The organism is Halorussus rarus, assembly GCF_003369835.1.
GTDB classification, from domain to species: Archaea; Halobacteriota; Halobacteria; order Halobacteriales; family Haladaptataceae; genus Halorussus; species Halorussus rarus.
On sequence record NZ_QPMJ01000001.1, the window covers coordinates 1646226 to 1665369 of the forward strand.

Annotated in this window: 27 protein-coding genes and 1 tRNA gene; 12 read left to right on the forward strand and 16 right to left on the reverse strand. The window is 68.1% G+C overall.

The genetic code is table 11. From position 1 onward, the window contains the following. Positions 1–10: 10 nt before the first annotated feature. From DVR07_RS07910 to DVR07_RS07920, 3 genes are read right to left on the reverse strand one after another with little or no spacing between them, the layout of a single operon-like run. Entirely contained in the window at positions 11–781 is a 771-nt protein-coding gene (locus DVR07_RS07910; protein WP_115796182.1) for a DUF5803 family protein, read from the reverse strand. Positions 782–794: 13 nt separating this feature from the next. Further along, on the reverse strand, positions 795–1505 hold the full coding sequence (locus DVR07_RS07915; RefSeq protein WP_115796183.1) for a DUF2110 family protein: 711 nt from the start codon (positions 1503–1505) through the stop codon (positions 795–797). Continuing rightward, positions 1506–2042, reverse strand: coding sequence for a transcription factor (locus DVR07_RS07920; protein WP_115796184.1), 537 nt, complete (start codon positions 2040–2042; stop codon positions 1506–1508). It abuts the gene before it with no gap. Between the two features lie 249 nt (positions 2043–2291). On the opposite strand from DVR07_RS07920, the gene DVR07_RS07925 reads away from it, so the two are divergent. The 3 genes from DVR07_RS07925 to DVR07_RS07935 are packed head-to-tail and all read left to right on the forward strand — an operon-like array spanning position 2292 to position 4464. Further along, positions 2292–2762, forward strand: coding sequence for a MaoC/PaaZ C-terminal domain-containing protein (locus DVR07_RS07925; protein WP_115796185.1), 471 nt, complete (start codon positions 2292–2294; stop codon positions 2760–2762). 60 nt (positions 2763–2822) lie between these two features. Beyond that, the gene (locus DVR07_RS07930; protein ID WP_115796186.1) at positions 2823–3536 is read left to right on the forward strand and encodes a CPBP family intramembrane glutamic endopeptidase; all 714 of its coding nucleotides are present in this window, start codon (positions 2823–2825) and stop codon (positions 3534–3536) included. A gap of 46 nt (positions 3537–3582) precedes the next feature. Beyond that, the gene (locus DVR07_RS07935) at positions 3583–4464 is read left to right on the forward strand and encodes an amidohydrolase family protein (RefSeq protein ID WP_115796187.1); all 882 of its coding nucleotides are present in this window, start codon (positions 3583–3585) and stop codon (positions 4462–4464) included. Positions 4465–4506: 42 nt separating this feature from the next. Here the strand turns inward: DVR07_RS07935 and DVR07_RS07940 are convergent, their stop codons facing one another. The 3 genes from DVR07_RS07940 to DVR07_RS07950 form a co-directional block, all read right to left on the reverse strand. Continuing rightward, positions 4507–4863 carry a hypothetical protein gene (locus DVR07_RS07940; protein WP_115796188.1) on the reverse strand — a complete coding sequence of 119 codons (357 nt, stop codon included), beginning with the start codon at positions 4861–4863 and terminating at the stop codon, positions 4507–4509. 79 nt (positions 4864–4942) lie between these two features. Beyond that, entirely contained in the window at positions 4943–5782 is an 840-nt protein-coding gene (locus tag DVR07_RS07945) for an aldo/keto reductase (RefSeq protein WP_115796189.1), read from the reverse strand. 107 nt (positions 5783–5889) lie between these two features. Further along, complete coding sequence (locus tag DVR07_RS07950; RefSeq protein WP_115796190.1) at positions 5890–6654, reverse strand: enoyl-CoA hydratase/isomerase family protein; 765 nt, start codon at positions 6652–6654, stop codon at positions 5890–5892. Positions 6655–6752: 98 nt separating this feature from the next. Here DVR07_RS07950 and DVR07_RS07955 point away from each other — a divergent pair, with 98 nt between their 5' ends. Continuing rightward, the gene (locus tag DVR07_RS07955; protein ID WP_115796191.1) at positions 6753–7142 is read left to right on the forward strand and encodes a methylated-DNA--[protein]-cysteine S-methyltransferase; all 390 of its coding nucleotides are present in this window, start codon (positions 6753–6755) and stop codon (positions 7140–7142) included. A gap of 1 nt (position 7143) precedes the next feature. Here the strand turns inward: DVR07_RS07955 and DVR07_RS07960 are convergent, their stop codons facing one another. The 6 genes from DVR07_RS07960 to paaA all read right to left on the reverse strand — a co-directional run bounded on the left by DVR07_RS07960 (position 7144) and on the right by paaA (position 10509). Further along, on the reverse strand, positions 7144–7362 hold the full coding sequence (locus tag DVR07_RS07960) for a DUF2196 domain-containing protein (protein ID WP_115796192.1): 219 nt from the start codon (positions 7360–7362) through the stop codon (positions 7144–7146). 341 nt (positions 7363–7703) lie between these two features. Then, entirely contained in the window at positions 7704–7871 is a 168-nt protein-coding gene (paaE, locus tag DVR07_RS21465) for a 1,2-phenylacetyl-CoA epoxidase subunit PaaE (RefSeq protein WP_303646387.1), read from the reverse strand. A gap of 2 nt (positions 7872–7873) precedes the next feature. Beyond that, positions 7874–8401, reverse strand: a complete 528-nt coding sequence (gene paaD / locus DVR07_RS07965; protein ID WP_115796193.1) for a 1,2-phenylacetyl-CoA epoxidase subunit PaaD — start codon at positions 8399–8401, stop codon at positions 7874–7876. Between the two features lie 4 nt (positions 8402–8405). After that, complete coding sequence (gene paaC, locus DVR07_RS07970; RefSeq protein WP_115796194.1) at positions 8406–9245, reverse strand: 1,2-phenylacetyl-CoA epoxidase subunit PaaC; 840 nt, start codon at positions 9243–9245, stop codon at positions 8406–8408. Next, positions 9245–9565, reverse strand: a complete 321-nt coding sequence (paaB, locus tag DVR07_RS07975; RefSeq protein ID WP_115796195.1) for a 1,2-phenylacetyl-CoA epoxidase subunit PaaB — start codon at positions 9563–9565, stop codon at positions 9245–9247. The genes paaC and paaB overlap by 1 nt, the downstream gene beginning before the upstream one ends. A gap of 2 nt (positions 9566–9567) precedes the next feature. Next, on the reverse strand, positions 9568–10509 hold the full coding sequence (paaA, locus tag DVR07_RS07980; RefSeq protein ID WP_115796196.1) for a 1,2-phenylacetyl-CoA epoxidase subunit PaaA: 942 nt from the start codon (positions 10507–10509) through the stop codon (positions 9568–9570). 422 nt (positions 10510–10931) lie between these two features. Here paaA and DVR07_RS07985 point away from each other — a divergent pair, with 422 nt between their 5' ends. Continuing rightward, positions 10932–11573 (forward strand): helix-turn-helix domain-containing protein, encoded by a 642-nt coding sequence (locus DVR07_RS07985; protein ID WP_115796197.1) that lies wholly within the window; start codon positions 10932–10934, stop codon positions 11571–11573. A gap of 95 nt (positions 11574–11668) precedes the next feature. Beyond that, complete coding sequence (locus DVR07_RS07990; protein ID WP_115796198.1) at positions 11669–11866, forward strand: hypothetical protein; 198 nt, start codon at positions 11669–11671, stop codon at positions 11864–11866. Positions 11867–11925: 59 nt separating this feature from the next. Here DVR07_RS07990 and DVR07_RS07995 read toward each other — a convergent pair whose 3' ends face one another. Continuing rightward, the gene (locus tag DVR07_RS07995) at positions 11926–12309 is read right to left on the reverse strand and encodes a PaaI family thioesterase (protein ID WP_115796199.1); all 384 of its coding nucleotides are present in this window, start codon (positions 12307–12309) and stop codon (positions 11926–11928) included. Between the two features lie 99 nt (positions 12310–12408). On the opposite strand from DVR07_RS07995, the gene DVR07_RS08000 reads away from it, so the two are divergent. The 5 genes from DVR07_RS08000 (at position 12409) to DVR07_RS08020 (ending at position 16513) form a co-directional block, all read left to right on the forward strand. Then, entirely contained in the window at positions 12409–13314 is a 906-nt protein-coding gene (locus tag DVR07_RS08000) for an NOP5/NOP56 family protein (RefSeq protein ID WP_115796200.1), read from the forward strand. Beyond that, positions 13311–13943, forward strand: coding sequence for a fibrillarin-like rRNA/tRNA 2'-O-methyltransferase (locus tag DVR07_RS08005; protein ID WP_115796201.1), 633 nt, complete (start codon positions 13311–13313; stop codon positions 13941–13943). Before DVR07_RS08000 ends, DVR07_RS08005 begins: the two co-directional genes overlap by 4 nt. 125 nt (positions 13944–14068) lie before the next feature. Then, positions 14069–15151 carry a glutamate--cysteine ligase gene (locus DVR07_RS08010; RefSeq protein WP_115796202.1) on the forward strand — a complete coding sequence of 361 codons (1083 nt, stop codon included), beginning with the start codon at positions 14069–14071 and terminating at the stop codon, positions 15149–15151. A gap of 290 nt (positions 15152–15441) precedes the next feature. After that, a complete protein-coding gene (locus DVR07_RS08015; RefSeq protein WP_240318867.1) occupies positions 15442–15960 on the forward strand; it encodes a winged helix-turn-helix domain-containing protein in 519 nt (172 codons plus the stop codon). A gap of 61 nt (positions 15961–16021) precedes the next feature. Beyond that, positions 16022–16513 (forward strand): phosphopantetheine adenylyltransferase, encoded by a 492-nt coding sequence (locus tag DVR07_RS08020; protein ID WP_115796203.1) that lies wholly within the window; start codon positions 16022–16024, stop codon positions 16511–16513. 53 nt (positions 16514–16566) lie between these two features. Here DVR07_RS08020 and DVR07_RS08025 read toward each other — a convergent pair whose 3' ends face one another. Continuing rightward, positions 16567–16896 (reverse strand): transcription initiation factor IIB family protein, encoded by a 330-nt coding sequence (locus tag DVR07_RS08025; RefSeq protein WP_115796340.1) that lies wholly within the window; start codon positions 16894–16896, stop codon positions 16567–16569. Between the two features lie 83 nt (positions 16897–16979). Between DVR07_RS08025 and DVR07_RS08030 the strand changes: the two genes are divergently transcribed. After that, positions 16980–17064: transfer RNA gene (locus DVR07_RS08030), tRNA-Leu, on the forward strand. Positions 17065–17210: 146 nt separating this feature from the next. Here DVR07_RS08030 and DVR07_RS08035 read toward each other — a convergent pair. Together DVR07_RS08035 and DVR07_RS08040 are read right to left on the reverse strand one after the other, a co-directional pair. Beyond that, complete coding sequence (locus tag DVR07_RS08035) at positions 17211–18131, reverse strand: DUF4352 domain-containing protein (protein WP_115796204.1); 921 nt, start codon at positions 18129–18131, stop codon at positions 17211–17213. A gap of 383 nt (positions 18132–18514) precedes the next feature. Continuing rightward, the gene (locus DVR07_RS08040) at positions 18515–19018 is read right to left on the reverse strand and encodes a hypothetical protein (protein WP_162829483.1); all 504 of its coding nucleotides are present in this window, start codon (positions 19016–19018) and stop codon (positions 18515–18517) included. Positions 19019–19144 lie beyond the last annotated feature (126 nt).

Consider the following 19144-nt stretch of genomic DNA (forward strand, 5'->3'; position numbering starts at 1 on the left):
CGCGGGCCGGTTAGCCCATCCCGGGCGGCGGTCCCTGGTCGAACTCGTCGCTGTCCGTGTCGACGTTCAGGCCCATCTCCTCGCGCTCCTGCTCGAGCCGGCGAATCTGTAGCCGGAAGTAGGCCAGCCCGACCAGTGCGACGAGCACGCTGGCGCCGATGATGCCGGCGAAGATGGTGAGGTCGCGCGCGAGGTAGTACCGGACCACGACGCTGTCGGCGGTCACCTCGGCCCACGAGAGGTGGACTCGGCCCCCGAGCTGGCTCCGGCCGTCGGCGCTCGGCCGGACCTGGCTCAGGATCGGCGTGCCGACCCGCATCCCCTTCGGGAGGATGACCTCGTAGGAGTCGTGGACGTAGGTCGGCGTCGTGAACGACTTCCCGCGGTGGGGCGCGGTGTAGGCGAGCTGGCCCTCGGACGCGGGCAGCGTGATGACGGTGTTGGACTTCGTCTTCCGGACGTTCTCCTGCCCGAGGGTGACGACCGTGCCGTTGTCGTACCGGAACCGGACCGTGCCGACGTTGACCGGCGTCTTCTCGCCGAGCGACTCGCGCTCGAAGACGCGTAGCTCCGTGCGGTTGTCGAAGTCGTACACCGCCCGGTACTCGCCGCCCGTGACGTTGAGCGTCACCGTCGCGGTGTTGTCCCAGTCGTAGGTCGTGTTCCCGTCGCCCTCGAGGCGCTTCTCGCTGATCTGGTCGCCGCCGAACAGGCCGGTACAGCCGGCGGTGAGCGCGAGCAGCGCGACCGACGCGAACGCGAGTGAGAGTCGCCGGTTCATTGGATTCGTCGGCTCATGGAATGACGCAACGAATCTCCGCCGGGATGTAGTCGCCGATGGCCGCCAGCAGCCCCGGCGGGTCCGTCTCGTCCTTGCAGACGATGCTCTGCTCGAGGAGACCGAGCCGCTCGACCGTCACGATGTCGCGAGCGTGGCCCGCGCGGTTGACCGTCGCCCGCACCTCGCCGCGGGTCGCGCTGTTGACGTTGACCCGGCCCGCGCCGCGAGTCCAGTCGTAGAGGCGGTCGCGCTCCGCGTCCGCGAGGCGGTGGGGTCGTTCTTCGCCGGCCGCCTCGTCCTCGCCTCCGTCAGTCGGCTCGCCTCCGTAGACGAACCGGAGCGGCATGTGCTGGACGAGCCCGAACCGCTCGACGATCTGGACCGGCGACCCCTGGCCCAGGCCGAGTTCGTCGGCGGGGACCCGGACCTCCTCGCCGGCGTCGAGGACGAACCCGTCCTCGTCCCACACTTCGAGCGTGCCGACGTAGGTCTCGCCCGGCTCGAAGTCGGGGGTGACCTCGCCGAACTCCTCGCGGAGGACGTTGCGCGCGACCACCTCGTCCTCGCCCTCGATGGTGACGACCGCGAAGTCGTCGCGACGGACGCCCACCGTGTACTCGACGTCGAGGTCGCCGATCTCGTTGTCGACGAGCGACCGGAGCGCGTCGAGCGCGCGCTCGCGGGCATCGCCCTGCACGTACACCTTCGTGGCGAGTACGACCATCTATGCCTCGGCCTCTTCGAGCTGTTCGACGTTGAGCTCCGCTCGCAGGTCCTCGATCCGCTGCTCCATCGCGTCGATGAGCCGGCTGTTCTCCATCGACTCGAGCGGCGACCCGCACTCGGGGCACTCGAAGCCGAAGTCCATCGCCTCGCCGAACTCGAAGCGGATGGAGCAGACCTCGCAGAGGTAGAACTCGTGCTGGTACTCGTACTCCTGGCGCTGTTCGAGCGCGTCGAGCAGCCGGTACATCTCCTCCTCCAGGTTGTCCGGGATGTTCTCGTACTGGAACGTCCAGAGGTACGTCAGCCACCCCGAATCCTCGTCGCGGAGCCGGCGGTACGTCGCGAGGTCGTTCTCGTAGAGGATGAAAAGCGCCCGGCGCACGTCGTTGAGCTCGAGGTCGAGCTCCTCGGCGAGTTCCTCGTCGGTGACCTCGCCGTCGGGCGGTGCGGCCGCCACCGGCATCCCCTTCGGCCCGACCAATTCGTGAAGATACTTCTGAATTACCGGGTCCTCCAGTAAGTCCTCAAAAGCCATTATCGTACACTGGGGCGTTCGAGCGTTTAAAACCATCGGGAACGCGTCATTCCCTCCCGCGGCGGGCGCGCGCCAGCGAGAAAGCGGGCATTCGACCGGGCGAAGGGGTCGATCGACTGCGCGACAGTCGGCCGACCGACTACGAGCGGAGAGGCCGACCCCGGACTCGCCCCCGACTCGGTGACAGGTCGTCGGGAGACGCGAACGGAACACCATAGAATTTTATCGTCAACGACCGAACACCGTTCCATGCCGTACAGCTATCGACCCCACTACTTCGAGGACTTCGAGGAGGGCCAGACCTTCGAGAGCGCCGGGCGGACGGTCACCGAGTACGACTTCGTGATGCACTCGGCGTTCGCGGGCGACTGGACGGAGCTCCACACCAACAAGGAGTACGCCGAGGAGGAGTACTTCGGCGAGCGCGTGGCCCACGGCCCGATGACGTTCGTCCTCGCCACGGGCTTCGTCTACCGCACCGGACTCCTCGAACGGACGGTGCTGGCGTTCCTCGGGATGAACTACATGGACATCCCGAACCCGGTATACATGGACGACACCATCAGCCTCGACATGGAGATCACCGAGACGAAGGACCTGAGCAGCCGCGAGGACGCGGGCCTGGTGGTCATGGACACCACGATGACCAACCAGGAGGACACCGCGGTGTTCGAGGGCGACATGAAGTTCCTCATCAAGAAGGAGGCGGCCGACGAGTAGTCGCTCGCCCCGTTCCGAGTGGAAAGCGTTTTATAATTATTCTGTTACTATCGGGGCGTGATGCACCCCTCCGAGCGGTCGCGGGCTGCCGCCGACGCGTCGGCGCTCGAAGGCCGGTCACTGTTCGCGGTCGGAGCGACTGTCGCGGCGATGCCGGTCGCTATCGTCGGGTTCGCCGTCGTCGGAGCTGTCACGGACACCGGGCCCGACGAGTTCGCTACGCCCACGGCGTTCCTGCTCTACGGGCTCGCCAACCTCGCGGTCGTCTCGATGGCGTACGCCGCGCTCACCCCCGACGAGCGCCGGGCGGCGTTCCCCTTCCGGCGGCCGACGGCGCGCGAACTCCTCGCGGTCGCCGCCGCGTTCGCCGTCGGGCTCGGCGCGTACCAGGCGATCACCCGGGTGACGGCAGCGCTCGGCTACGAGATGAGCGGGCTCTCCTACTCGCTGTCGGACCCCGCGACCCTCGCGGTCGTCGTCGTCGGACCGGTGCTGGTCGGCCCGCTGGTCGAGGAGATGCTGTACCGCGGGCTCCTGCTCGGCGGGCTGCTCGCCCGGGGCTGGTCGCCGCCCGCGGCCGCCGCCGGGATGATACTCGTCTTCGGCGCGATACACGTCCCCTTCTTCGGGGTGGCCGGCGGCGTCTTCGTGACTGTCTGGAGCGTCCTCCCGACGGCGCTCCGCCTCCGGTACGGCGACCTTACCGGGGCGAGCCTGCTCCACGTTGCGAACAACGCCTTCTCGTACCTGGTCGCGGTCGGACTCGGCTTCTGACCCCTGCCCCACACGATTTTTCACGACACTCGCCGAACGCCTGACCATGCCGCAACTCGACGTCGTCGCCGACCACGCCGAGGACTACCCCGTCATCGACACCCACTGTCACCAGCCCACCGAGGAGTTCCTCGTCGACGCGGGCGGGCAGATGATGCGGGACGCCGCCGAGAAGTTCGGCGCCGAGATGGAGACCGACACGTACGACCACCTCATCGAGGAGTACCGCGACTGCGGCATCGGCCGAGCCGTGCTGCTCGGGTGGGACGCCGAGACCAACACCGGGAACCCGCCGGTGCCCAACGACTACGTGGCCGAGGTCCGCGACGAGTACGACGACTTCTTCGTCGGGTTCGCCAGCGTCGACCCCCTGAAGGACGACTGCGTCGCGGAGGCCGAGCGGGCGGTGGAGGACCTCGACCTCTCGGGGTTCAAGTTCCAGCAGATCGCCCAGGGGTTCGACCCGAGCGACCCCGAGCACGACGAGCTGTGGGACACCATCGAGGACCTCGGCGTCCCGGTCGTCTTCCACGGCGGCAGCTCGACCCTCGGCGCGGGCGCGCCCGGCGGGAGGGGCCTCAAGATAAAATACGGCGACCCGATGATGATAGACGACGTCGCCGCCGAGCACCCCGACCTCCAGATTCTGCTCGCCCACCCCGCCTTCCCGTGGGAGAAGGAACAGCTCGCCATCTGCCAGCAGAAGGGCAACGTCTACATGGACCTCTCGGGGTGGATGCCCCGGTACATCGACGACCAGGTGCTCCACTACGCGAAGACGCTGCTGCGGGACAAGGTGATGTTCGGCACCGACTACCCGATGATCGACCCGGCGGCGTGGCTCGACCAGTTCGCGGAACTCGATTTCTCGGAGGACGTCCAGCGCAAGATACTCTGGGAGAACGCCGAGCAGTTCCTCGGGCTGTAGGCAGACTCCCCGCTCGAAATCCACTATCTCCTCACTCCTCCTTCACTCGCCGCCTATAACCGACGTCTCGTCGCTCCGCGCGTGATGAATCTCCACCTCGTGGCGGGTGTGCCGGACGTGCGTCTCGGCCCACCGTTCGGCGGCGTCGCTCGCCAGTCGCTGGACCTCCTCCGGGCAGTTGCGGCAGACCGCGCGCCAGGTCCCGATGCCGTCCGGGAAGTGGCCGGTGTGGCGCTTGTGGTCGAGCGCGAACTGCTCGACCGCGTGGTTGCCCACGCCCAGGTCGTCGAACTCCGTCGAGAGGTCCCACTCCCGGTCGCACCGCTCGCAGGTCACGGTCGGCGCGTCGAACTCGCCGTCGCCGGCGGGTGGGCCGCCGCTGTCGTTGGTGTCGGACACGCGTCCGGATAGCCGGGCCACGGCCTTGAATCGCTCGTCGTCGCGCCGGTGCCGGGAACTGCAGACCACCCCGCCGACTCTACTCCGAGATGCCGTACACGTCGCCGGCCCAGTCGCGGGCGGGCGTGTCGTACACCGGGTAGTCGCGGTCGAGGTCGTCGAGCCGGCGTCGGTCGTCCTCGTCGAGGTCCCACCCGAAGAGGTCGATATTCTCTCGAACGTGGTCGGGCGAGGAGGACTTCGGGATGACCACGATACCTTGTTCGACAGCCCACTTTAGCACGATCTGAGCGGGCGTCCGGTCGTACTGCTCGGCGAGTTCCTGCACGGTGTCGTCGCCCAGCACCTCGGTCCGGGCCAGCGGCGCGGCGGCCTCGACCACGACGTCGGTCTCGCGGCAGTAGTCGACGAGGTCGGGGCGCTGGAACCACGGGTGGAACTCGATCTGGTTGACCGCGATGGGGACGTCCGAGACGTGCCGGGCGGCGCTGAGCTGGTACGCGCTGAAGTTCGAGACGCCGACGTTCCGGACCAGCCCCCGGTCGCGCAGGGTCGCCATCGCGTCGAGGGTCTCGCGCAGCGATATCGCGGGGTTGGGCCAGTGGATCAGGTAGAGGTCGAGGTAGTCGGTGTCGAGCCGGTCGAGCGAGGCCTCGCACGACTCGACGACCGAGTCGTAGTTGAGGTTCGACGGCAGCACCTTCGAGGTCAGAAAGAGGTCCTCGCGGTCGTAGTCGGCCAGCGCCTCGCCGATCTCGGCCTCGTTCATGTACCCCTCCGCGGTGTCGACGTGGGTGTACGCGTCGTCGAGCGCGGTCCGGACCGACTTCTGTACCGTCTCGTCATCGAGGTTCCACGTGCCGACGCCGACGAGTGGCATCTCGTCGCCGCTCGGCAGTTCGACAGTTGGTACGGTCACGGCGGATGATGGCGGCTCGCACGGGCTTAGTTCTGCTGTAACCGGCGGGTCTACCGGGTGCTGCGCAGCGGACCCTCGGATTCAGAACTCGGCGGGGCCGCCCCGGTTCACTCGAACTCGGGGTCCCGGCCTTCGAGGAACGCCGCGACGCCCTCCCCGTGCTCGGACGTGGCGTACGCCTGGGACTGGACCGCGTTCTCGTAGTCGAGCGCTTCCTGCCAGCCCTTCCCCATGTTCTCGTGGATGGCGCGCTTGGCGAGGCCGATGGTCCGCGTCGGGCGCTCCCGGAGCGTGTCCAACAGGTCCGCGACCGCGTCGTCGAGGTCGTCCGCGGCCGCGACCTCGTTGACCAGCCCCATCTCGGCGGCCTCTGCGGCCGAGAAGAACTCCCCGGTGAACGCGAGTCGCTTGGCGGTCCGCAGCCCCACGATGCGGGGGAGCAGGAAGCTCCCGCCGGTGTCGGGGATCAACCCGACCCGGACGAACGCGCAGCTGAACGTCGCCGACTCGGCCGCGTAGGCGAAGTCGCTGACCGCCGCGACCGCCAGCCCCGCGCCGACGGCGTCGCCGTTGACCTTGGCGACGATGGGGACCCTGGCCGAGAGCGCCTCCTCGACGAGCCGACCGAACGTCTCGGTGACCCGCTCGTAGGCCTCGTCGGGCGCCTCCTCGCGCTCGGCCATCGACTGGAGGTCCCCGCCCGCGCTGAACGCGCCGCCCTCGCCCGTCAGGACGATGGCGTCGAGCTCCGCGGGGTCGGCCTCGGCGAACACGTCGGCCAGCTTCCCGGCCAGCTCGGGCGTGAACGCGTTCATCACCTCTGGTCGGTCGAACGTGACGGTCCGGACGCCGTCGTCGTCTGCGATGTCCATACGCGCCCGTCCGCCGCCACGACGATAAGGGTACTCACTCCGACCGGGACACCGGCCCGACCGAAACCGCAAAGCCCGCTCGCGCCCTCTCTCCGCCGATGCACGTCGAAATCCTGGGACAGACGGTCGAGCTCGACGCGGACCGCGTCGGCGCGTCGGAGGCGGAGATCCGCGCGCAGGTCGACGAGTACGCCGCGGGCGACCGCCGGACCTTCGACCTGCCGGTCGAGCTCGTCGACGGGTTCGCGGGCGAGGTGATGGCCGAGATGCGGGCGATTCCGTACGGCGAGACCCGGACCTACGGCGACATCGCGGCGGCGCTCGACACCGCCCCGGTCGCGGTCGGCCGGGCCTGCGGGGCGAACCCGGTGCCGCTGGTCGTGCCCTGCCACCGAGTGGTCGGCGCGGACTCGCTGGGCGGCTACTCGGCTGGCGACGGCCTCCCGCTCAAGCGGGCGCTGCTCGACCACGAAACCGGGGAGAAGTAGCTCACTCGTCGGACGCCACGCGCTTGACGTATCCGGTCGCGCCCGACTGGAGTTTCACCTTCGCCCCCTTGACGCTGGCGTCGTCGTCTTCCAGCACGGTCTGGATCTCGCCCATGATGCCCTCGGCGTCGGGCGCGTTCTCGGCGTTCGACTGCTCTATCTCGACCATCATGCCGCGTCGGAGCTCGTCGTCGCTCGGGCGGTCGCCTGTCTCTGACATACGGTACCCTGGGTTCGTGTCGGGCAAGAAGATGACGGCCCCGTCGCGGCCCGGATTATTTCCCCGATGTCGGCCATAACGACTAAGCAGATAGTACCACTCATTTAGGACGCGGTCGCGACCGGTCGCACCGCCAGCCATCCGTGACCGGGCCGCCCGCCGACCGTCGCCCGCGCTCGGCCATCCGGCGCGGGTCGGCGTCATCGGGTTCCACGCCCTCCTCTCGTCCCGCCGCTCGTCGCGGGCGGTGCGTCGGAGCCCCACATCGATTCGACGGGGTGCTGTAACTGGGACTTCGGAGACGACGGAACTGCATTGCCATGAAGAACGGACCGGGGCGGCTACTCGAACTTCTCGAACGGCTGTTCGCACGCGTTGCAGTAGTGCATCGACCGGCAGAGCGACGGCCCCTTCGGGTGCTCGCGCTCGGTGTCGGTCGACCCGCAGTAGGGGCACTCGGCGCCTGTCCGGTCGCCCGACGTGTCGACGCTGGGGTCTGGTCGGCGCACGGTCACACGCTCAGGCCGAACTCGCGGAGGTCGTCCTTGCCGGCTTCGGTCACCATCTCGACGGACCACTCGGGACTCCAGACCAGGCGGAGGTCGACGGACTCGACGCCCTCGACGCCCGCGACCGCGCGCTCGACCTCGTCGGTCAGCATGTCGCGGGCGGGGCAGCCCGAGTAGGTCAGGGTCATCAGCACCTGGGCGTGGACGCCCCCGTCCACGCGCTCGTCGATTTCGACGCCGTAGACGAGCCCCAGGTCGACGATGGAGACCGGCATCTCGGGGTCCTCGACGCCGTAGAGGGCGTCCCACACGTCGGCCTCGACGCCCTCGGCGCCCTCGCCGGTCGCCGGGAGGTCCTCGCGTTCCTCGCCCTCGACGTACTCGGTGTACGCGCAGAGCGCGGGGTCCGCACAGTCGTCGTCCAGCCCGGGGACGCCGCCGACTCCGGGGACGTCGTCGCCCCCGCTTTCCGTCGGGTCCGCTTCGTCCAAATCGGGTATCTCGGGGTCGTAGGGCAGTTCGCTCGACATGGAATCACGCCACCTCGTCGGGATCCTTCATGATGCGGGTCGCCTCGCTCCGGCCGAGTTCCCGGTACGTCCGGGTGAACTCCTCGCGGAGGTCGTCCCAGTCGTCCGTGTGCGATTTGTCCCGGCCGATCTCCTCGGGCAGGTCGCGATCCTCCGGGACCGACAGGCCGAGGCCCTCCAGGTACGGCACCACCGTCTCCAGCCACGCCTCGCGCATGTCGACCAGCGACTCGGTCCGGAGGCCGAGGTCGTCGATGCGGGCCTCGATCTCCTCGTCGGTCGGCGCGAAGAGCGTGAGGGCGTGGGGGAACAGCCGGTCGAGCGCGTCCTGAACGCGCTTGCGGCCGTCCTCGTCGTCGGCGAGCCGCTCGAGCCAGTTCTCGGCGTGCTCGCGGTGGTAGTCCTCCTCGCCCTGTATCTTGCCGACCCGGTCGCGGATGCGGGCGTACGAGGAGTCGACCAGCGCCTCGAGCCGGAGCTCCTCGGCCACGTCGTAGAGGTACGACCGCAGGACGGGGTCGGCCCAGTCGCCCTCCGCGAACGGGAGTTCGGTCAGCGTGCTGTGTCGCCACTCGTCGGCGGGGCGCTCCCAGATGAGGTCGGGCTCGTCCGGCCCGAAGTCCTGGAGCAGGTCGTACCAGAGCCGGGCGTGGCCGAGTTCGTCCTGCGCGACGTTGGCCAGCGCGAGGTCGGACTCGAGGGTGGGCGCCCGGACCTGCCACTCGGTGTAGCGCTCGGCCAGCACGAACTCGTCGTCAGCGAGGCGGAAGAGCAGGGTCTCGACCGCCTCGCGCTCCTCGTCGGAGAGCTCGTCGGGGCCGGCCAGTTGCTCGGCGCTCGCCATCAGTCGTCACCCCGCTGGCGCTCGGCCTCGGCCTCGACCTGCTCGCTCTCGGACTCGGCGACCTCCTCGGCCGCCGCCTCGAAGTTGTACGCTTGGACCCACCGGTAGGACTTGTCCGTCGTCCCGCCGAAGCTCGCGTCCTCGGTGTCGACTTCGCCGATCTCCTTCTGGGGGACGACCCACAGGCTGTTGGTCGGCTTGCGCCGGCCGTGCTGGACCTCGGCGAACATGAGCGCCATCTCGCGGTCGGGCGCGTGGACGTTGCCGCAGTGGGTGTGGTACTCGCCGGACTGCTCCTGTCGGAACACTTCCCAGATCATGGTCAGTCTGCCGCCTGCGGACTCGCGCCCGCGCTCTTGGCTTCCCAGTCGTCCATGCTGTTCCGGACCCACTCGACGGCCTCCTGGGTGCGACGGCGCTTGCCGATCTGCTCGTGGCTGCCCTCGTAGTCGTTCTTCGCGATGGTGAAGAACTCGTCCCAGTCGAGGTCGTCCTCCTCGACCTCGTAGGTGCCGTCGCCGTTCTCGCGGATGCGGGGCTCGTCGGGGATCTCGAGGCCGTACTTCTCGGCCTTCGGGACGTAGGAGTTGAGGAAGGCGTTCCGGAGCTCGTCGTTGGTCATCGTCTTCAGGCCGACGTCGGCCGAGAAGTCGTGGTGGGTCGACTTGTCGTCGGTCGGGCCGAAGAACTGGATGATGCGGGGCCACCACGTCTCGAAGGCCTCCTGGGTCTTCTCCTGCTCTGCCTTCGAGCCGGTCATCAGCTCGTGGAGGATGGCCTCGCCGTGCTTGACGTGGAACCCCTCCTCGAAGCACACCTTGTCCATCGCGTGGGCGTAGGGCTCCCAGCTCGACCGCTTGAGCGTTGCCTGCCGGCGCATCGCCGCCCCGTCGACGAAGAACGCGATCATCGGCGTCTCGACCCACGACTCCAGCGGGTAGTGGAAGCAGTTGAGGAACTTCCCCTCGCCGGCGGCCAGTTCGTCGAGCATCTCCTCGCGGCTCTTGACGCCCAGCGATTCGGCGGCACGGTACAGCAGTTGCCCGTGACCGATCTCGTCCTGCACCTTCGCGGAGAACGCCAGCTTCCGGTCGAGGCTGGGCGCCTCCCGGATGAACGGGCGTTCGAGGTACGCCCCCATGATCTCGCTGTTCGCGTGGAACTGAATCATCCGAGTCGCGGCCTTCCGGTACTCCTCCGGGAGGTCGTCCTTCGGGCTGAATTCGCGCGGCCCGGCGCGCTCTTTCACCTGATCGATGTCCATATACCGGAATCTAGACCCGGATTGCCAAACCAATTCACCCGTCCATGGGCGGGCTTTAAGTATTCCCGCGGGAAAGACCGTGATGGAAATGGGGAGAGAACCCGACCGACTACCGCAGCGCTCGGTCGACCAGACAACCTCGGGCGGGACCGAAAGGGCCCGGTCGCTCGCGTTTACGTGGTCGTCTCCGGCGGCCCTATTCGCGGCGGGCGGTGTCTCCGCGAGCGGAGCGAGCGGAGGCTCGTCCGACCTGTGGTCTGACGGTGTGGAGAGCCGCGAATATCCGCCGGAGTCGTTCGAAAATCGGAGATTTTCGTGATGACGAGAGAACTTCGCTCTCTCGAACCACGACCGCGAGCGACCGGGGGCTTTCTAAACGTTCTTCCCAATGGCTCCACAGCACGATTCGAGGGGGTCAATCGATGATAGACGAGTGCCTCGTCGTCGAATTCTCCGTCACGGGCGACGACTGCCCCCTGGCGGACGCCGCCCGCGAGACCGGCGCGAGCGTCGACGCTCGGCCGCCGCAACTCCGCCGCGACGACAACGCCCTCCTCCGGTTCTCGGCCGGCGACGGCGCCGGTGAACTCGGCGAGGTGCTCGACGACGACGAGCGCATCCGCTACCTCCACGCTTCCCGGACCGACAGCAGGACCAACTTCCGGTGCCTCTCGAAGCACCCCTGCGTCGTCCACGAGCTCACCGACGCGGGGTTCATGGCCGAGACGCTCCAGTACCGCGCGGGAACCGAACGCCACACCGGCGCCGTGGTGGGCCACGACGTGCTCCAGGGCGTGCTCGCGGCGGCCGCCGAGACGGTCGGGGTCTCGCTGGAGCGGGTCTTCCCCCTCGGGAGCGAGGACGACGAGGCGGTCGCCCAGCGCTGGGACGTGACGCCCTCCCAGGAGGCTGCGCTCCGGACCGCGCTGGAGTTGGGCTACTTCGAGGTGCCGCGCCGGACGACAGCCCAGGAGGTCGCCGACGAACTCGGCATCAGCAAGTCGGCGTTCCTGGAGCGACTCCACCGCGGGCAAGCCACCCTTTTCGAGCAGGTGTTCGGGTAGCCGGCGCCGAGGGCGGGGCGAATCGAGGGGTGCAGACCGCAGTCCGACCGCCTGGAATGGTTAGATTCTTGGAACGACGGCCGAACGACGCAGGCATGGCCGGACCTGACCCCGCTCTCTCGGACATCGACCGGACCCTCGAACGCATCCACCGGACGCTGGAGTTCGTCGCCTTTCTGCTCGCCGTCCTCGTCCTCCAGAACGGCGGGACGCTGGGAATCGTCGTCGGTGGCGGCGCGGCGCTCCTCCTCGCGTACGACGCGCTGACGAACGTGCTCGAAAGCGACCGCTGATTCGGTACGACGCACACCGATTCGCGAAGCGGTTCATCCTGCTCTTCGGAAGGAACTGCTCACCCCGTCTTGTAGACGCCCCGTGCGTCGGCGACCTGCGTCCCGTCTTCCGCGAACACCTCGACGTCGACCACGCCCACGTCGCTCCCGCACCGAACGACGTCGGCCTCCGCCTCCAGATCGCCGGTGCCGGCTTCGAGGTAGTCGATGCGCATGTCGACCGTCGGGACCGGCTGGTCGACCAGCGAGACCAGCGCCGCCCCGCCGACGGTGTCGGCCAGCGTGAACGTGACGCCGCCGTGGGCCATCTGGCGGTCGGGGTTCCACGACAGTTCCTCGCGCATCTCGATCCGGCCCTCGGCGTGGCCGTCGGCGACCTCGGTGACCTCGACGCCGAGCAGGTCCGCGAAGGGCATCTCCTCGAAGAATTGCTCTACGTCCATACGGTCGGATTGCGCCCGGGAGCGGCTTAAGGGTACTTCCCGGGTCGAGCCCGGGGCGAGTCGCGTGGGTTTAAACGCGACGGCGCGCAATCCTCGGGCATGACCGACGACGGAGCTCCTCCCGACGCCGAGGGCGGGTGGTTCGCGGGCGTCGCGCCGGGCGACGCCGCCGGGGGCGCGACCGCCATCAGCGAGGGCCGCGCCGACGCACCCGCCGACTGGCCCCGGCGGGCGGTCGAGTCGGGGTTCGCCGACGACGAGGACGACTACTACGGAAAGCTCCGCGAGGCGACCCTGAGGGCGGCCCGCGAGGGCGCCGCCGAGCGCGAGCGCGCGGACGACCAGCAGCTGGTCCACGCGGTCCGGGCGATGGACGACGCCGCGGCGACCGCCAACGAACTCGCCGAGCGCGTCGCCGAGTGGGCGGGCAGCCGGTACCCCGACGCCGGGACCGGCGTCGACTACGCACGCGACCTCGCCGAGCGCGAACCCGAGTCGCCGACCGACGAGCGACTGATCTCGCTGGCCCGCCGGACCGCCGGCCTCGCCGACGAGAGCGACGCGCTCCGGGAGTTCATCGAGCGCGAGACGCCAGAGGTCGCGCCCAACCTCGCGGCGATGGCGGGCCCGGTGCTGGCGGCCCGCCTCGTCTCGCTCGCCGGCGGCCTGGAGTCGCTCGCGAAGAAACCGTCCGGCACTGTCCAGGTCCTCGGCGCGGAGGACTCGCTGTTCGCACACCTCCGGGGACACGCCCCATCGCCCAAGCACGGCGTCATCTTTACCCACGAGTACGTCCGGGGGACCCGCCCCGAGAAGCGCGGGTCCGCGGCCCGGGCGCTCGCCGGGAAGCTGACCATCGCGGCGCGGGTCGACCACTACTCGGGCGAGCGCAAGCCCGAGCTGGACGAGGAACTGCAGCGCCGGATGGTCCAGATTCGCGGACAGGGCGAGGAAGGCGACGCCGACCCCGAAACCGAGGACGCGCAAGCGGGGGGTGACGCGTGACCGACCTGCCCGAGGGCGTCGAGCGCCGCAGCTTCGACGGCCGCGAGCGGCTCGCGACCAGGGGCGAACCGGTGTACGGCGAGCCGACCGACGAGGGATGGCGCTGCTGGGACGCAGGCCGGTCGAAGCTCGCCGCGATGGTCGAGTCGGGGCTGGACGTGGGGCTCGCCGGCGGCGACACCGTCCTCTACCTCGGGGCGGCCAGCGGGACGACCGTCAGCCACGTCGCGGACTTCGCCGGCCCGACCTACGCGGTCGAGTTCGCGCCCCGGCCGGTCCGGGATCTCGTGGGAGTCGCCGAGGACCGCCCGAATCTCTTTCCCCTGTTGAAGGACGCCCGCAAGCCCGAGACGTACGCCCACGTCGTCGAGGCCGAGGTGGACGCCGTGATACAGGACGTGGCGACCCGGGGGCAGGCCCGCGTCGCGGTCGAGAACGCCCGGTTCCTCCGGGAGGACGGCCGGCTGCTCGCGGCCGTCAAGGCCCGGAGCGAGGACGTGACCCGCGACCCCGAGGACGTGTTCGCGGACGCGCTGGCCGACCTCGAAGCGAGCTACGAGGTGCTGGCGACCGAGCGCCTCGAACCCTACCACGACGACCACCTCGGCGTGGTGGCCCGACCGAAGTGAGACGGTCGAAGCGCTGCGTTCGCGGGGCGGGTCCGCACGGGTGAACCCCCGACGCGACCCCGCTCGCGTCCGCGCCTGCCGTCTCCGGAACTATTTATACGGCGGCTTCCGAACCCCCGGGAGAGATGGACTCGGGTTCGGCCGATAGCTTCGCGGAGATGGGGACGCTGGGCGTCGAGGAGGAGTTCTTCGTCGTCGACCGCCGGGGCCGTCCGACGGCGGGCACCGACGAGCTCGTCTACGAGCGCGAGCCGCCCGAGCTCCTCGAGGACCGGCTCGACCACGAGCTGTTCAAGTGCGTCGTCGAGACCCAGACCCCGAAGCTCGACGGGCTCGCCGACGCCGCAGACAGCGTCCGCGATGTCCGGTCGGCGCTGGTCGACCACGCCGAGGCCTGCGGCTTCCGCATCGCGGCCGCGGGGCTCCACCCGGGCGCGAAGTGGCGCGAACTCGAACACGCCGAGAAGCCCCGGTACCGCGCGCAGCTCGACCGCATCCAGTACCCCCAGCACCGCAACACGACCGCGGGCCTCCACGTCCACGTCGGGGTCGACGACGCCGACAAGGCGGTGTGGGTCGCCAACGAGATCCGGTGGTACGTCCCCGTGATGCTCGCGCTGTCGGCCAACTCGCCGTACTGGAACGGCTTCGACACCGGCCTCCAGTCGGCCCGCGCCAAAATCTTCGAGGCGCTGCCCAACACCGGGATGCCGACCTGCTTCGACTCCTACGAGGACTTCGCGGCCTTCGAGGAGACGATGCTCCGCACGGACTCCATCGCCGACCGGGGCGAGCTCTGGTACGACGTGCGCCCGCACACCGGCCACGGCACGGTCGAGGTCCGGACGCCCGACGGGCAGGCCGACCCCGAGCGCGTGCTGGCGTTCGTCGAGTACACCCACGCCCTGGTCGAGGACCTCTCGGCCCGGTACGAGGACGGCGAACCGGGTTACCGCCATCGGCGGGAGCTCCTCGACGAGAACAAGTGGCGCGCGATGCGGTACGGCCACGACGCGTCGTTCATCCGGCGGGACCGCGAGGGCGAGGTCTGCCTCGGCGAGGTCGTCGACCGGGAGTGCGACCGCCTCGGCGTCTCGGGCATCCGGGACGTGTACGAGGCCGCGAGCGGCGCGGCGAGCCAGCGCCGGATCCGCGACGAGGAGGGCGTCGAGGCGCTGTACGAGTCGCTGGTGCTGCGACCCGAGTAGTCCGTCCGTCCGCTTCGTGCCAGTCGACTCCCTCTGACTCGCGCGTGAACCCCGAACGCCGACGGCAGCACCTGTAAGCAACCTTTTTACTCGCCCGTAGCTTGTGTCCTCGTAGAGAGGACATGTCCGGTGAAAACACAGACGACGATGTGGACGTCGAAGACGACGCCGTCGAGGAAGCCGAGATCGACGACGTCGCGGACGACGTCACAGTTGAGGAGGAACTCGAGGCCGACGAGGACGGCGACCTGACCGAGGAGGTGAACGTCGAGGTCGAGGGCGAGGAGGCGGTGTCTGTCGAGCAGGACGTGCCGGTCGAGGAGGGCGGCGACCGCATCTCGAAGGGCCGCGAGCGCCTGGAGGAGGAGGCCGACCGCGCGGTCGACCAGTTCGACCAGGGCATCGTCGACCTGCTGTCGTGGGTGCTCGACACCGAGACCCGGGCGCGCATCTACGTCTACCTGCGCCAGCAGCCCTACAGCACCAGCGAGGAGATCGCCGAGGGAACCGGGCTCTACCCCTCGACGGTCCGGGAGTCGCTGGCCGAGCTCCACGACGAGGAGATCGTCGAGCGCCGCAAGCGCGAGAGCGAGGGCGCCGGCAACAACCCGTACGAGTACACCGCCATCGCGCCGAGCGATCTCGTCGGCGGCATCGTGGGCCAGATCCAGGACGAGCTCAACACGGTGTTCAACCTCGACTCGCACCTCCGGTCGGGCGACGAGGACGAGCCGGCGTCGGAGCCGACCGAGCCGGTGAGCATCCGTGTCGAGGACGCGGAGGACGAGGAATCGGACGACGAGGAGTAGTTTTCCCGGTCCGAGACCGTATTCCGAAGGCACTAAGCGGCGGGGAACCCTTCGCGGGGATATGAGGGTTGCCCTGGGCGGGACCTTCGACCCGGTCCACGACGGCCACCGCGCGCTGTTCGAGCGCGCCTTCGAACTCGGCGACGTGACGGTGGGACTGACCAGCGACGAGCTCGCCCCGAAGACGCGCCACGAGGACCGGTACGTCCGCCCGTTCGACGAGCGCGAGGCCGATCTGGAGGCCGTGCTGGCCGAGTTCGCCGACGAGTACGACCGGGAGTTCGAGGTCCGGGAGCTGACCGAGCCGACCGGCATCGCGACCGAACCCCAGTTCGACGCGCTGGTGGTCTCGCCAGAGACGACCGACGGCGCCGAGCGCATCAACGAGATCCGCGAGGAGCGCGGCCACGATCCCCTCGACGTCGAGGTCGTGGCCCACGTCGAGGCCGAGGACGGCGACATCATCTCCAGCACGCGCATCGTCAAGGGCGAGATCGACGAACACGGCAATCTGACGCCCGAGCGGGACGGCCGGAACGCCGAGCGGAGTTAGATCGAGCCATCGGTCGGCGCGCCCAAGTAGCGTGATCAGTCTCCTCGTGTCGCTTACCACGACGGCGGTTCGAGCCCGGCCGCTTCCAGCAGTTCCTTCCAGCGCTGCTGGACGGTCAGCCGCGCGACGCCGACGGCGTCGGCCACCTCGCTCTGGGAGCGCTGGTCGCCCTCGATGAGCGACCCGGCGTAGAGGCTGGCCGCGACGACCGCCCGCCGGGAGTCGGCGTCGCGCTCGTCGGGCGCGTCCCACTCCGAGACGGTCGAGAGGAAGAGGTCGGTCGCCCGCGACCTGGCGGCGGCGTCGAGTCCGAGTCGGTCGGCGGCCCGCTCGATCTGGGCGAGCCAGCGCTGGTTCTCCACGTGGTCGCGTGCCCGATACACGAAGACTGCTTGCGACCGGACGACCATAAGCCCCTCGCCGAGAGCGACAGGTTCTTGTCGCCCTCGCCGGAATCTGGGAACGCGCGCGGGTTGCCAAGCCAGGCCAACGGCGTAGCGCTTAGGACGCTATCCCGTAGGGGTCCGCCGGTTCGAATCCGGTCCCGCGCATTCTCCGGCGACCAAACCGGTGAGCTGTGAGAATCGCCGACCGGTTCGAACCCTGCAAGTCGCAGCCCGGAACGGCCCGCAAGGCCGCACGCCCGGGCCGTCTTGCTCCGGTTCGAATCCGGTTCCGCGAATCTCCAACTTCGCCGTTACGCCGATATCGACCAGTAAACGCTCCAGCTTCCGTCGAAACCCGACTCTGCCCACTGGACCTTGAAGTCGGACTTCGACGTACCTTCGGGGACTTCGTAGGCGATCCAGCCTTTGCGGACGATACCCGGCGAGATCTCGCCGCCCTCGAACTCGTTCTCGTCGGTCATCAACATCGCCGCGTCGTACTGCTGATTCCCCGCAATCAGTGCCACGTCCGACGACAACGGGGTATAGGTCTGTTCGTTCCCCTTATTTTCGGCTCTGACGGACACCTTCGCCCACTTCCTGCCGGACGGCGCTTCCTCCGTGTACTGCGTGCCCGACGACCCCGACCAGGTGTACGAATCCATGAACGAAACCTTGTCGACGGTGAATGCGATACCGTTCGCGGCGGTGAACGGCTCCCCGAACGGGAGGACGGCGCTCACGTATCGAACGGCGAATTCTCTGGCCGTACGTTCGAGGCGGAACGTGATCTGGCCGTTGTACTGGACCGTCACTTCGTTACTCTCCCACGTTTTCGTCTCCCCGGCAGGGACTTCGAGTTCGATCACGCCGATCTCCTGCCACTGCCCGTCACCCTGTTTCGCGTACACGGTGTCCGCCCAGACACCGGACGCCCCGCCGGTGTTTTCGATCGTGATCGAAAACGAGTAGGAATCGCCGAGGGGAACTTCGCTGGGCGCTTCGATGCCGGTGACTGTGAACGCCGCTTCGCCTTCCGTCGTTGCGTTCTCAGTCGTCGTCGGGTCGATCTCCGACCCCGATTCCCGTTGCGTCGTAGTATCTTCGTTCCCGGTATCAACCGTGTCGGGAGAGTCATCGTCACTACCGCTACATCCTGCAAGACCGGTTGCGAGGACAGCGGTCCCGCCAACGAACTGTCGGCGAGACAAGGTGGCTGGATAGTCCGCCATTCCGGCACGACGTACAGTCAGATACAAGATAGTTATTCACCACCAGAGAGATATATCGTCCGTTTCAGTCGCTTCCTACGCCATACAGACGGCGGAATAGTATTCGGAAAAATTGATAGATATTCTATATAACGGTGGGAGTGAGTCAAAGTTGTTCGAGGAGGCGTCCTCAGAACCACGGAAATGAGGTGCCGGTGAGTGATAGATACGGTATCCCCTCGGAAATCGTACTTCAATTCGCCGATTCACCGGGTTCGCTCCGTCCGAGTCGTACCGCCGAGAGAGAACCGGACCGGACTCAATTGCGTCATCGGTACGACCGAGCGAACTCCGAGGAGGAATCAGCCGGTGAACCGCAGAAGAGTGAGGGGAGAGGGTGTCGACTACGCGTCGAGTTTCCTCCGGGCGCGCCGGTTGAAGAAGTAGCCGACAGCGGCGGTGACGATGGCGAACAGCAGGAACGCGAAGCCCCAGATGACGAGACCCATGATGCTCCCGATGAACGTTCCTGTCGCCTCGGCGCTCTCGCCCTCGCCGCTCGACATAATCGTCGGGATGTAGAACAGGAGCGGCGTGAGTATCATGAGCAGTGCCGTGACGTAGAGGCCGGAACCGATGGCTTCGCTCGGAATCCGCTTCTGGTAGAGGAAGTAGGCGCTTCCCACGGTAGCGATCACGAAGGCTATCACAGCGAAGCCCATCGTCGCGGTCGCCCAGGCGGCGAATCCCCCGATGATGAGCGCCATGACGCCCGCCGTAATCCCCATTTTCCACGAGAAGCCGCCAGTTTCGTCGGGAGTCACGTCGTGCTCGACCCGCGTACCGCCGTCAGTGGATGGGTGTTCGTCGTCCGAGTTCGAATCGGGAGAATCTATCTGGTTTGCCAAGGATACCACCGTCCTAATCTATGACATATGCGTTCTTTGTTACGAGTGCGCTGGAAAGTGTTAACACGCACCTGATACAGGCCTTGATTCTTATCTTCTAACAAAAACCATTTAATTTCCGTAAAT

Bases quoted from the DNA above. Each gene is read 5' to 3' on its own strand.
- DVR07_RS07985 (WP_115796197.1), top strand. From the start codon at position 10,932: ATGATAGACGAGTGCCTCGTCGTCGAATTCTCCGTCACGGGCGACGAC.
- DVR07_RS07915 (WP_115796183.1), bottom strand. From the start codon at position 1,505: ATGGTCGTACTCGCCACGAAGGTGTACGTGCAGGGCGATGCCCGCGAG.
- DVR07_RS07955 (WP_115796191.1), top strand. From the start codon at position 6,753: ATGCACGTCGAAATCCTGGGACAGACGGTCGAGCTCGACGCGGACCGC.
- paaC (WP_115796194.1), bottom strand. From the start codon at position 9,245: ATGGCGAGCGCCGAGCAACTGGCCGGCCCCGACGAGCTCTCCGACGAG.
- DVR07_RS07920 (WP_115796184.1), bottom strand. From the start codon at position 2,042: ATGGCTTTTGAGGACTTACTGGAGGACCCGGTAATTCAGAAGTATCTT.
- DVR07_RS07990 (WP_115796198.1), top strand. From the start codon at position 11,669: ATGGCCGGACCTGACCCCGCTCTCTCGGACATCGACCGGACCCTCGAA.
- DVR07_RS07995 (WP_115796199.1), bottom strand. From the start codon at position 12,309: ATGGACGTAGAGCAATTCTTCGAGGAGATGCCCTTCGCGGACCTGCTC.
- paaA (WP_115796196.1), bottom strand. From the start codon at position 10,509: ATGGACATCGATCAGGTGAAAGAGCGCGCCGGGCCGCGCGAATTCAGC.
- paaB (WP_115796195.1), bottom strand. From the start codon at position 9,565: ATGATCTGGGAAGTGTTCCGACAGGAGCAGTCCGGCGAGTACCACACC.
- DVR07_RS07930 (WP_115796186.1), top strand. From the start codon at position 2,823: ATGCACCCCTCCGAGCGGTCGCGGGCTGCCGCCGACGCGTCGGCGCTC.
- DVR07_RS07960 (WP_115796192.1), bottom strand. From the start codon at position 7,362: ATGTCAGAGACAGGCGACCGCCCGAGCGACGACGAGCTCCGACGCGGC.
- DVR07_RS07910 (WP_115796182.1), bottom strand. From the start codon at position 781: ATGAACCGGCGACTCTCACTCGCGTTCGCGTCGGTCGCGCTGCTCGCG.
- DVR07_RS08035 (WP_115796204.1), bottom strand. From the start codon at position 18,131: ATGGCGGACTATCCAGCCACCTTGTCTCGCCGACAGTTCGTTGGCGGG.
- DVR07_RS07935 (WP_115796187.1), top strand. From the start codon at position 3,583: ATGCCGCAACTCGACGTCGTCGCCGACCACGCCGAGGACTACCCCGTC.
- DVR07_RS08000 (WP_115796200.1), top strand. From the start codon at position 12,409: ATGACCGACGACGGAGCTCCTCCCGACGCCGAGGGCGGGTGGTTCGCG.
- DVR07_RS08010 (WP_115796202.1), top strand. From the start codon at position 14,069: ATGGACTCGGGTTCGGCCGATAGCTTCGCGGAGATGGGGACGCTGGGC.
- DVR07_RS07925 (WP_115796185.1), top strand. From the start codon at position 2,292: ATGCCGTACAGCTATCGACCCCACTACTTCGAGGACTTCGAGGAGGGC.
- paaD (WP_115796193.1), bottom strand. From the start codon at position 8,401: ATGTCGAGCGAACTGCCCTACGACCCCGAGATACCCGATTTGGACGAA.
- DVR07_RS07950 (WP_115796190.1), bottom strand. From the start codon at position 6,654: ATGGACATCGCAGACGACGACGGCGTCCGGACCGTCACGTTCGACCGA.
- DVR07_RS08020 (WP_115796203.1), top strand. From the start codon at position 16,022: ATGAGGGTTGCCCTGGGCGGGACCTTCGACCCGGTCCACGACGGCCAC.